Raw genomic sequence first — 12,072 nt, 5'->3', positions numbered from 1 at the left:
CCGCCCGCCGGGCGGGCCCGGCCGCGGCGGTTATCTCTCGCCGTCGCCCTGCGCTGCGAGATCCTCGGCTCCCGTCTCGGCCTCGGCGGACACGGGTGCCGGGGCGTTCATCCGCCGCAGCATCTGGTTGTAGCTCTCCAACTCGGCGTCGTCGTCCCGCTCCTCCTTGCGGTCGAACCTGCGGGCCGCGCGATCGTCCTGCCGGTGCCACTGGATCAGCAGTGCCAGCATCACCACCACCAGCGGGAACTCACCGGTCGCCCATGCGATGCCACCGCCCATCCGCTGATCGGCCGCCATGTCGAAATTCCACGGGTGCTGCAGCGAGCGGTAGTAGGTTTCAGCGATGATCGAGCCGGTCATCATCAGCGCGACGCCGAAGAAGGCGTGGAACGGCAGCGATCCCCACACGACGCCGAGCTTGGCCACCGGACTGATCTGCCGCGGTGCGGGATCGATCCCGATCACGAGCCAGTAGAACAGATACCCGCTGACCAGGAAGTGCAGATTCATCAGCAGGTGCGCGGAGTGGTTCTCGACCACCGCATCGAACAGCCCGCCCAGATACAGCACGTAGAAGCTGCCGACGAAGAGCGTGACCACGATGAACGGATTGGTGATGAAGCGCGAGTACGGGCTGTGGATCGCGGTGAGGATCCATTCGCGCGGCCCGGGCGGGTTGCCGCGTCCGGCGGGCGGGATCGCGCGCAGCGCCAACGTCACCGGGCCGCCGAGGACCAGGAGCACCGGAACCAGCATCGACAGCATCATGTGGCTCATCATGTGGATGCTGAACATCGCCGGCGCGTACCGGCCGAAACCCGATGAGGTCGCGATCAACAGCGCCGCGCAGCCGAGCAGCCACGACACCGTCCGGCCCACCGGCCACTTGTCTCCGCGTTTGTGCAGCCGGTACACGCCCCGCAGGTAGACGATGGCCGCGACGATCGCGAAGGTGCCGAAGATGAGGTCGAAGCGCCAGTCGACGAACAGTTTCGTGAAGGTCGGCGGACCGTCGAGGTCGTATCCGATCTTCAACTCCATCGGCGAGACGTTCGCCGTCCCCAACACCGGCGGCGGCGTGCGCGACAGCCCGGCGCCGAGGCCGAAGGCGACCGCGAACACCACCAGTTCGACGACGGCGAACCGCACGAACAGCGACTTGCGCGGCTCGTCGGTGGCTGCGAGTTCGTCGATCGTGACCTTGCGGTGCAGGCCGCCGAGTAGTCCGGCGAGGACCACCGCGACGAACTTTCCGACGGCCACCAGACCGTAGGTGGTCGTGAGCAGATCCCCCAGGGACATGCGGACCAGCGCGTTGATGATGCCGCTGAGCGCCACCACCAGCAGACACCAGAACGCCACCCGCGAGTAACGGGCCACGGCGAGCGTCCGCCACCGGCCGTCACCGAACGCATACGCCAGGACGGCCATCAGCCCACCCATCCATAGGGCGGCCGCCACGATGTGCAGGATCAAGCTGTTGGTCGCGAGATCGTGCGCACCGCCGGCCGACGAATGCCCCAGCAGCGCCGACGGCATGAGCGACAGCAGCGCCAGCGCCATCGCGAGGAACGTCCATCCCCAGCGCATCGCCACCCGCGCCACCACCGCCGCAAGCACGGCGAAGATCGCGGTCCACAGCCAGTAGCGGCCGTCGGCGACCACCCCGTAGGCGGTCATCAGGTTCTTCGGGACGAGGGTCTCGGAGAGCGGTGAGCCACTGACGTCGGAGATCGACAGCGGGATCATCGCCAAGGCGCACACCGCCCAGACAGTCATCGACGTGGCCGCCCAGCGCATGGCGCGGAAGCCGCCGACGTCGAGCGCCCCGTTGTCCTGCGAGGGCACGAAGAAGGCGGCGAACACCACGCAGCCGAGACCGATGGCGGCGCTGAGCTGGCCGATCACCGTCATCACCGGCATCCCGTAGGTGGTGAGCCACCCCGGATCGGGCACACCGGTCAGTTGCAACGCCGTCGCCGCCGACGCCGCGGTCACGATGACCGCGGCGATCGATCCGACGACTGCCAGCAGCGCGATGAGGACCGACCGCACCCCCGACGGGTCGGTCAGCCGATCGCGCACTGGTTGCTCCGCCGGCCCGGCGGACGTCACTGTCATGGTGTCCACTGTAGGACGGGATATAGTAGTCCTTCGCCGGCACCTGTCGAGGGCCGGCAAGCCTCCATAGCTCAGATGGATAGAGCAAGAGCCTTCTAATCTCTAGGTCGCAGGTTCGAGTCCTGCTGGGGGCGCTTTGACCTGCAGAGACGCTGGTTCGCCGCACGACGAGGTGGAGCCTCGTCCCGACGAGAGGGACGTGGCCGGAATCTCACCGGTGGCGACGGTGAGTCCGGGACCGACTCAGAAGGGCGGTTCGCCCGGACTGTCGAGGACCGGACTCTCACCGCAGCGGCGCTGCGACCGGAGCCGCATTCGGTACGCGTGTTTGGCCTGAGTACGGGTCCGTGACCGTCCCGGCTGCGTCGTCGTGTCGACGAATCCGGGCGCGACGGGTGCGCCGTGCAGGCACGGCACCGAACCGAGGTCGGGCAGGAGCCAGTGGTTCCTGGCGCGGGCCCGGACGGTGTAGCCCGACGGCGTGGTGGTCTCGGTCCAGATCACGCCATTCGCATCGACGACTTGATCATCCAGCCAGCCGTCGGCGTAGGTCTTGATCAGATGATGGAAACGACACTTCGGATTCAAGTTGCACGGGCAGGTCTGCCCGCCAGCTGCCGGCTGGGCATGGTTGTACTCGCAGACATGATCGAGATCGCACGCCCACGCTGACCGGTTGCAGCCGGGCACCGAGCAAGTGCCGTGCACGGCGCGGACGGCGGCGTCGCAGGCAGCGGTCGGGCGGTACGGGTTGCCTGCCTGCGCGGTCTGCTCGGCCAAGCCTGCGATGTCGAGCGGCCGCACCGTCGCATCCGCGCGAGCGGCGATCTCCCTCGCGTGATGTGCGTCGATCACGCCGAAACCGTCGAGATAGGCGGCCTTGTCCCCGCCGCCGGACAATGTGGACGCGTCGACGACGACGTGCACGACGATCTTGGCGAACTGCGCCCGGACCTCTTCCTCGGCCGCACGTGCCGGGCAGTCATCGCGGCCGCAGTCGCAGCCGAACCGGGTGCCGAGTACGGCGGCGACGACCACATCGGCGCGCCGCTGGCCGACGGTGCGGGAGTCCGCCTCGCACACCCGGGCGGCGCGCGCCCTGGTGGCCTTGTCCATCAGAGTCACGTCCTCCGCGCGGGTGGCGACGGTGAGGGCGGACTGGTCGACGTCGTGGGCGATGGTGACGCCGGGCGTGTTGGCGCGGCGTTTGTCGCGCACCCCGTCGGCGTCGTACTCGGCGACGAACCGGCGCGCGGTCTGCTCGGCCACACTCATCGACACAGCGCCGTGCCCGCGGAGGTCCTGAGCGATCTCGGCGTCGATGGCTGCCATCAGCGCGGCGTCGGTGACCGCGCCGCACTGCAGGACGATGGCGCCGAATGCACGTGCGCTGATGACTCCGTCGCGGAGCAGGCGTGCGGTCTGCGGCAGACGTTCGGAGGCTTCGACGGCGAGGGTGACCTGTCGGATACCGGTGTCCTTCGAGACCGCCTGCACGATAGCGGCCTCAGCGCCCACGATGGCGGTGGCATCGGCCAGCAGTCGTGCGGACTCGACGTCACCGGCCGAGCCCGCGGCACGACGCCGCTGCATCGCATACAGGTGCCCGAGCCGCAACCACGCAAGGTGGGACTCCTGACGGGCGATCTCCGCGACCGCGGTGATGTCGGCGAGATCCTGTGCGGCAGCGTCAGACGTGTCGACGCCACCCACCCCCGCAGCGTCGATGCTCGGGTTCGTCATGTCCGCCTCCCCTGCAACACATATCGAACTTATGTACCCATATTATGTGATTGAATCTCATATGGCAATAGTGTAATTCGATATTCTTAGACTCTCGTCGACGCTCGCCCCTCCGCTCGAGAACAGTCACTCACACCCGAGATTCACGCGCATTTCCGACGAATCCGGTGCCACCGCGAAATTCGGTGACTTCCTTTCGTTTGCGACAGCATTCAGCTGTTCTCACAACGACGACTTCGGCGTAGCGTCGTATTCGTCGTCAGATGCATGCAGTCAAAGGAGATACCGACATGAACAATCGAATCGTTCGGACGGCGACGGTGGCCGGAATCGGCGCCCTCTCCCTGCTCGGCGCCGCCGCGGCGCCCGGCATGGCCGCTGCCGCACCGCACATGACCGATCCGGCGAAACTCGCGATCGACGGCGACTTGATGATCGCCCCCGGCGTCCACCTGCTGAACATCGAGGCGCAAGGTGCACGCGACATGGACGGCAAGACCCACGGGACCTACGTCGCGACGATCATGGACGGTATGCACAAGACTCCGTTCCAGGTGAAGGGCCCGGTGACGTGCATCTGGACACACGGCGACACCGCCTCGCTCGTCTACCCGATCACCGAGACCTCCCCCAACATCGTCCCCGCCCAGCTCAGCGGCGCGTACGCGGTGAAGATCTCCGTCCGCAAGGGCAGCGGGATGATGAACGAAGTCGGGGTGATGGGTCCGATGGCGACCTCGTCGTTCCACGGTTGCGCGCCGGGCGCGACTCCGAACATGTTCCACGGCGACGTCATGATCGGGTGAGGCGGAGTTCAGGCGGCCGTCGAGTCATCGAGCAGAACGCACTGGCGCCAATTGCCTCGTGAATGCGTCACGGCCCGCGATATCGCACAAATGGCGCAGGAGGATGCGATCCGGAAGAATTCGACTTCCCCGAATGACACGGCCCCAGAACAGGGTTTGCGGCGCATTCACAATGCGGCCGATCATCTGTGATTCACGGACCACCCGTCGCACTCGGCGACGCCTCACGTCATGGAAGCGCTGCAGTGCATCCTCCGGACCCGCACTCGTGCGGAGAGCGGCCGCCAGTACGACGGAGTCTTCGATCGCCTGACATCCGCCCTGCCCCAGATGCGGACGCATCGGGTGAGCGGCGTCGCCGATGATCACCGCACGACCGTCGTACCACCGGCGTGCGACGGGCCGGTCGTACAGGTCGTGTCGCATCAGCGCCGAAGACGGCGTCGCTGCGATCACCGCGTCGACCGGCTCCGGCCAGCCTCTGCCGACGCGAGCGACCTCGGCGCGCTCGTCGTCGAAGACCGCGGCCTCCGGGGCCTGTGCCGTGGCGAACCAGTACGTCCGCCCGGCCGGAAGCGGCACCGCGCCGAACTGCGACCGCGGGCCGATCATCTCGCCTGCGAGATCGGGGTCGATCGAGATGTCGGCCACGCCACGCCACGCGGTGTACCCGGCGTACCTGCTCGACAGACGGTCGTTGAAACCGCGGGCGATACGGGAATGCGTTCCGTCCGCGCCGACGACGAGATCGGCTCGCATCTGAGCACCGCCGGCCAGGGTCACGACTGCCTCGCGGCCCACGGTGCGCACGGTCTGCACGGCGACACCGGTGCGCACCGAGTCGGTGGGCAGCGCACTGGCGAGCACCTCGTGCAGCGTTCCCCGCAGAATGACGGCGAGTTCCTCGCCGGCCGCCGCGGCGAGCGCGCCCGGCGGAGGCTTCCGGATCCACGTTCCGTCTCGCCACCTCAGTGCTCCGCCGCCCACGCGTGCCGACTGCGACCGGACCGCGTCGCCGAGGCCGATCCAGTCCAGTGCTGCCAGCGCGTTCGGCCAGAGACTGATGCCCGCGCCGCCGGTCGACTGCCGTCGAGATTCGAGAACGACCACGTCATGGCCGTCGCGGACCAGGGCCGCGGCAGCGGTCAACCCGGCGATGCCCGCACCCACGACGACCACCCGCACGGCGACTACGCCCCGGTGAACCGTCCGGGCCGCTTCTCGAGGAACGCGGCGACGGCCTCCCGATGGTCCTCGGTGTGGTGCGCCACCGCCTGCATGGTCGCCGAGAGCTCGAGCAGCTGGTCGAGGGTCTGCTGCGAGGACTCCCGCAGGAGCTTCTTGGTCATGCGCACCGCCACCGGTGGGTTCGCGGCGATCCGCGACGCGATCTCACGAGCGGTCGGCAACAGATCGGCCGGTTCGACGACGCGCGAGACGATGCCCCACTTGAGCGCCGTCGCGGCGTCGACGCGATCGCCGGTCAGTGCCATTTCTGCGGCCCGCGCCGGCCCGATCGCCCGGGGCAGCAGCCACGCGCCGCCGTCGCCGGGGATCAGCCCGAGCTTCACGAAGCTCTCGGCGAAGAAGGCCGTGTTCGAGGCGATCCGGATGTCGCACATCAGCGCCAGATCGCACCCGGCGCCCACCGCGGGGCCGTTGACGGCCGCGATCACCGGCACCTCGAGCGCGTACATCGCGCGCGGTATCCGCTGGATGCCCTCGCGATAACCGACGCGCTGCTGGTGCGGAGCCCCGCCGAACAGACCCGCCGCGGCCGCCATGTCTTTGACGTTGCCGCCGGCCGAGAAGGCCGAACCGGCGCCGGTGAGGATCACCGCCCGGACCGACTGGTCCCGGTTCACCGCCGTCGCGGCGTCGACGAGTGCGTCGATGGCATCGTCCTCGGAGATGGCATTGCGAGTCTCGGGTCGATTGACGGTCCAGGTCACGACGTCGCCGTCGCGCTCGACCAGCAGCACGTCGCCGCTCACAGAAGTTCCAGAATCGTTGCGTTCGCCATACCTCCAGCTTCGCACATGGTCTGCAGACCGTACTGGATCCCGTTGTCGCGCATGTGGTGGACGAGCCGGGTCATCAGGATCGCGCCCGACCCGCCGAGCGGGTGGCCCACCGAGATGGCACCGCCGACCGGATTGAGGACGTCGTCGGAGGCACCGATCTCGGCCTGCCAGGCCATCGGGACCGGCGCGAAGGCCTCGTTCACCTCATAGGCGCCGATGTCGGACACCGCCAGTCCCGAGCGGTCCAGCGCCTTGGCGGTGGCGGCGATCGGTCCGGTGAGCATGATGACCGGGTCGTCGCCGGCGAGGGTCGCGGTGTGCACCCGCGCCATCGGTCGCCAGCCGTTGGCCGCGGCGATCTCGCTGGTCGTCACCAGCAGGGCGCCGGCACCGTCGGAGATCTGCGAGGCGTTGCCCGCGGTGATGACGCCTTCGGGGTCGAACGGGGTCTTGAGCCCGCCGAGCTTCTCCGCCGTGGTGCCGCGGCGCAACCCCTCGTCGACGGCGAGGCCGCCCGGGATCGGAGCGATCTGTGCATCGAAGGCGCCTGCGTCCTGCGCGGCGGCGGTGCGCTCGTGCGAGCGGGCCGAGTACTCGTCGAGCTGCTGCCTGCTGAAGTTCCAGCGCTTGGCCATCATCTCGGCGCCGAGGCCCTGGTTGAAGCCGTCCACGCCGTATCGGTCGAGCACGGACGCCGGATAGGGAGCACCGTCACCGCGTGCGGCACCCATCGGTACGCGCGACATGGACTCCACGCCACCGGCGACGGCGATGTCGTACTGTCCGGCGATCACGCCGGCGGCGGCGAAATGCACCGACTGCTGACTCGAGCCGCACCGACGGTCGACGACGGTCGCCGGAACGGACTCGGGCCAGCCCGCGGCCAGCACGCCGACCCGACCGATGCTGCCCGCCTGGTCGCCGACCTGGCTGACGCACCCCCAGATCACGTCGTCCACGCCGGCGGGATCGAAACCCACGCGGTCGGCCAGCGCCGACAGCACGTGCGCGCTCAGGTCGCCGGGATGGATCTCGGACAGGCCGCCGTTCCGCTTACCGATCGGAGTACGGACGGCATCGACAATCACTGCATCTCGCATGCCGTCCTTCATACCCTAACAAGCGCTCGGTTGGGAAGGAGGTGTCCCGATAGTTGACCTGGCTGTAACGCCGCTCTGCACGCGCCGAAACAGTTCCACGGAACCGTGACTGGCATGTCCCTGGAACCGCTGGCTCCCACTGCCGTCGACACCGTGTGCGGTTACTGCGGCGTGGGATGCGGACTGACCCTCGACGTCGCGGACGGGGCCGTCACGGGGGCGCGGGGCACCAAGAGCCATCCGGCCAATCGGGGCAGGCTGTGCACCAAGGGCGCCACCACCGTCGACATGCTGCGCGCCCCCGGACGACTCACCACCGCTCTGATCCGGGAGCGGCGCGACGGTGACGCCCGACCCGCCGACGTGGACGACGCGATCGCCGAGACCGCCCGCCGACTGACACGGATCCGTGACCGCCACGGCCCCGAATCCATCGCGGTGTACGTCTCCGGCCAGATGTCACTCGAAGCACAGTATCTGGCGAACAAGCTGGTCAAAGGCTTCCTCGGCACCAACCAGATCGAATCGAACTCCCGGCTGTGCATGGCGAGTGCGGGGACCGGCTACAAGCAGTCGCTCGGTGCCGACGGACCGCCCGGCAGCTACGACGACATCGACCACGCCGACGCCTTCCTGGTGATCGGTTCCAATATGGCCGACTGCCACCCGATCCTGTTCCTGCGCCTCCTCGACCGGGTGGCCGCGGGCGCCCGGCTGATCGTGGTCGATCCGCGGCGGACCGCCACAGCCACCAAAGCGCACATCCATCTCCCGGTCCGGCCGGGCACCGATCTCGCACTGCTCAACGGCCTGCTGCGGCTCATCGTCGACGAAGGCGGGCTGGACGAGGAGTTCGTGGCCGCGCACACGCGGGGGTGGGACGCGCTCGCCGCGATGCTCGACGACTACCCGCCCGAACGAGTCGCCGAACTCACCGGCGTCGACGAGGACGCCCTGCGGGAGACGGCCCGCATCCTCGCCGGCGCCGAGAACTGGATGACCCTGTGGACGATGGGGCTCAATCAGTCGACGCACGGGACGTGGAACACCAATGCCGTCTGCAACCTCCATCTCGCCACCGGAACCATCTGCCGGACGGGATCCGGCCCGTTCTCGCTGACCGGGCAGCCCAATGCGATGGGCGGTCGCGAGATGGGCTACATGGGTCCGGGCCTGCCCGGGCAGCGCAGCGCGCTCGATGCCGGCGACCGCGCCGACGTGGAGGCAGCCTGGGGTCTCGAACCGGGGACGCTGAGCACCGATCCGGGCGGCGGCACCGTCGACATGTTCGAGGCGATGGCCGATGGCCGCATCCGCGCCGCGTGGATCATCTGCACCAATCCGGTGGCCTCGGTGGCGAACCGCTCGACCGTCGTGCAGGCCCTCCGGCGCGCGGACTTCGTCGTGGTCCAGGAGGCCTTCACCGGAACCGAGACCTGCGAATACGCCGACATCGTGCTGCCCGCCGCACTGTGGACCGAAGCGCAGGGGACGATGGTGAACTCCGAACGCAGCATCAGTCTCACCTCCCCCGCCGTAGCGCCGCCGGGCCAGGCGCGGGCCGACTGGGAGCTGATCTCCCAGATCGCCCGCGGCATGGGCTTCCGCGACGGGTTCTCGCACGCCGACGCGGCGGCCGTGTTCGACGAGATCCGCGGCTTCCACAATCCGCGGACCGGCTGGGACCTCCGCGGCGTCGACTACGCGAGGCTGCGCGAAGGACCCGTTCAGTGGCCGGCGGCGCCGGGCGGACCGGCGCGCAACCCGATCCGCTACCTCAGCGACGACCCGGCCGAGCCCGGTCCCCTCTTCCCCACCCCGGACCGGCGCGCGCGGTTCCTCGCCCGCCCGCACATGCCGCCCGCCGAACTCCCCGACGACGACTATCCGATGGTCCTGACCACCGGTCGGCTGGCGCACCAGTGGCACACCATGACGAAGACCGGCCGGGTCGCGAAACTCTGCCGGCTCGACCCCGGCTCCTTCGTGCAGATCCATCCCGACGACGCACGCCCGGCGGGTATCGGCGACGGAGACATGGTGGAGGTGCGATCCCGCCGCGGCGCGGTACGGGTACCCGCGCGCGTCGACGACGCGGTGAGCGCCGGCGTCTGCTTCGTCCCCATGCACTGGTCCGACGCCTTCGGCGAGATGCTCGCGGTGAACGCCGTGACCACCGATGCCGTCGACCCCGATTCGCTGCAACCGGAGTTCAAGGCGTGCGCCGTGGCGCTCACCCGGCTCTCCGGACCGGTGCCCGATAACCAGGAGCCGCCCATGACCACCGCCGATCCGACCGCCGCCGATCCGACCGCGACCGAATCGTCGTCGCTGGCCGTCGCCCTGCGCGTCGACGCCGGCGAGCCCGTGCTGACCGAGACCGAGCGCGGCTATCTGGCGGGTCTGCTGCGCGGCCTGACCGCCAATCCGCCCCGCGACGCGGTTCCGACGGTCCCGTCACAGGCGCCGCTCTCGGAGCCGGCCCGGATCTGGGTCGACGGAGTGCTGGCCGGATACTTCTCCCGGGTTCCGATGACGGGACCCGGATCCGCGTCCGTCGTCGATTCACCGGCGCGCAGAATCCGGCTCGTATGGGCGTCGCAGACCGGCACCGCGGAGGAGTACGCGGCGCAATGCGCCGGCGCATTGCGCGACGCCGGCTTCGACGTGATCGATGCGAGCGCCGAACGCACCGGACTCGGCGACCTGGTCGGCGACGTCCTGTTCATCGTCTCGACCACCGGTGACGGCGACGCACCGGATGCCGCCGTCGGACTGTGGGACGCGCTCGCCGGCGCGTGCGCGCAAGACGTGGACGGACTGCGCTTCTCAGTTCTCGGGTTCGGCGACTCGTCGTATGCGGATTTCTGCGGTTTCGCCCGCAAACTGGACGCACGGCTGGCGACGCTGGACGCGCAGCGGATCGCGCCCGCCGGATACTGCGAGCCCGACTACGACACCGCGGCCGCCGCATGGCTCGCCGGGGTGGTCGCCGTGCTGGACTCACCGGCCTCGCCGGACGACCCCGACACCGCTGCCGACTCCCGGACCTGCGCCGAATCCCCTCCGGCTCCGGGCTATTCACGGAAGAACCCGTTCACCGCGCGCGTGCTGGAGAACGCAGTCTTGACGACGGGTACAGCGAAGGAGGTGCGCCGCATCGCGTTTCATCTGCCGCCGGGCTCCCTCGAGTACACCGCCGGAGACGCCCTCGGCGTGTGGCCGCGCAACAGCGAGACGCTGGTCGACGAATGGCTCGCGCGCACGGGGCTCGACGGCGCGGAGGCGGTGACCGTCGACGGCGCCCCCGTCCCGCTCCGGCAGGCGCTCACCGAGGACTACGAGATCGCCGACTGCTCCCGCGATCTGGTCGCCTTCGTCGCCGAGCGGACGGGCGACTCCGAACTGCGCGCCCTCCTCGACGATCCGGCCGGCTTCGCCGACTGGGCGTGGAACCGCCAGTCGGTGGACCTACTGGCCACTCATCCGGTCTCGGCCACCGCGGCGCAGTGGCTCTCGGTGTGCCGACGGCTGCGCCCCCGCCTCTACTCCATCTCCTCCAGTCCGTCCGCGCACCCGGAACGGGTGGAGGCCACCGTCTCGGTGGTGCGGTTCGGCGACGAGTCCGCGCCGCGCCGGGGCGTGTGCTCGGGATTCCTGGCCGATCGCGGCCCCGCCGACCTCGCGCGCATCTTCATCACGCCCAACAAGAAGTTCGGCCCGCCCGTCGACCCGGAGGCTCCGGCGATCATGATCGGTCCCGGAACCGGAATCGCTCCGTTCCGGGCCTTCCTGCACGAGCGGGCCGCGTCCGGGGCCGCCGGCGACAACTGGATCTTCTTCGGTGAACGCCACCGCGCCACCGAGTTCTACTACGAAGACGAGCTCGCCGGGTTCCGGGAGGCCGGGGTCCTCACGCGACTGGACACCGCCTTCTCGCGCGACCAGCCGGAGAAGGTGTACGTCCAGCATCTGATGCGCGAGCGCGCCCCGGAGATCTGGGAGTGGCTGCGGCGCGGCGCGCACGTCTACGTCTGCGGCGACGCCAAGCACATGGCGCGCGACGTGGACGACACCCTCAAGCAGATCGTGGCCGAACACGGGCGTCTCGCGCCGTCCGGCGCCGAGAACTATCTGCGGGCGCTCTCCGCCGAAGGCCGGTACGTCCGCGACGTGTACTGAAGCCGCACCCCCGTCGCCCCCCGACTCGAAACATGCTCGAAACCCGGTGCGGGACTCGTCATCTGACCGCAACGCGACCCGAGCGGCATCGCA

General features: G+C 69.3%; 7 protein-coding genes and 1 tRNA gene. 3 read left to right on the top strand and 5 right to left on the bottom strand.

Annotated elements, in window-relative coordinates; translation table 11 throughout:
- Positions 1–30 precede the first annotated feature (30 nt).
- Positions 31–2,124 (bottom strand): bifunctional copper resistance protein CopD/cytochrome c oxidase assembly protein, encoded by a 2,094-nt coding sequence (locus Y710_RS12620; protein WP_006896609.1) that lies wholly within the window; start codon positions 2,122–2,124, stop codon positions 31–33.
- Positions 2,125–2,184: 60 nt separating this feature from the next.
- Here Y710_RS12620 and Y710_RS12615 point away from each other — a divergent pair.
- Positions 2,185–2,258: transfer RNA gene (locus tag Y710_RS12615), tRNA-Arg, on the top strand.
- Between the two features lie 109 nt (positions 2,259–2,367).
- Here the strand turns inward: Y710_RS12615 and Y710_RS12610 are convergent.
- On the bottom strand, positions 2,368–3,867 hold the full coding sequence (locus Y710_RS12610; protein ID WP_052692365.1) for an HNH endonuclease signature motif containing protein: 1,500 nt from the start codon (positions 3,865–3,867) through the stop codon (positions 2,368–2,370).
- Between the two features lie 290 nt (positions 3,868–4,157).
- Between Y710_RS12610 and Y710_RS12605 the strand changes: the two genes are divergently transcribed.
- Positions 4,158–4,673, top strand: coding sequence for a hypothetical protein (locus tag Y710_RS12605; RefSeq protein WP_006896606.1), 516 nt, complete (start codon positions 4,158–4,160; stop codon positions 4,671–4,673).
- 24 nt (positions 4,674–4,697) lie between these two features.
- On the opposite strand, the gene Y710_RS12600 is transcribed toward Y710_RS12605, so the two are convergent.
- The 3 genes from Y710_RS12600 to Y710_RS12590 are packed head-to-tail and all read right to left on the bottom strand — an operon-like array spanning position 4,698 to position 7,797.
- Positions 4,698–5,858 (bottom strand): FAD-dependent oxidoreductase, encoded by a 1,161-nt coding sequence (locus Y710_RS12600; protein ID WP_062367602.1) that lies wholly within the window; start codon positions 5,856–5,858, stop codon positions 4,698–4,700.
- 5 nt (positions 5,859–5,863) lie between these two features.
- Entirely contained in the window at positions 5,864–6,667 is an 804-nt protein-coding gene (locus Y710_RS12595) for a crotonase/enoyl-CoA hydratase family protein (RefSeq protein ID WP_045536980.1), read from the bottom strand.
- Complete coding sequence (locus Y710_RS12590) at positions 6,664–7,797, bottom strand: thiolase family protein (RefSeq protein WP_045537008.1); 1,134 nt, start codon at positions 7,795–7,797, stop codon at positions 6,664–6,666. Before Y710_RS12590 ends, Y710_RS12595 begins: the two co-directional genes overlap by 4 nt.
- Before the next feature lie 114 nt (positions 7,798–7,911).
- On the opposite strand from Y710_RS12590, the gene Y710_RS12585 reads away from it, so the two are divergent.
- Positions 7,912–11,979, top strand: a complete 4,068-nt coding sequence (locus Y710_RS12585) for a bifunctional nitrate reductase/sulfite reductase flavoprotein subunit alpha (protein WP_062367601.1) — start codon at positions 7,912–7,914, stop codon at positions 11,977–11,979.
- Positions 11,980–12,072: the final 93 nt, after the last annotated feature.

It is taken from the genome of Gordonia sp. QH-12 (assembly GCF_001578675.1).
Classification (GTDB): Bacteria; Actinomycetota; Actinomycetes; order Mycobacteriales; family Mycobacteriaceae; genus Gordonia; species Gordonia sihwensis.
The sequence above is the reverse complement of the archived record's forward strand: the minus strand, read 5'-3'. Positions and strand labels throughout refer to the sequence as shown.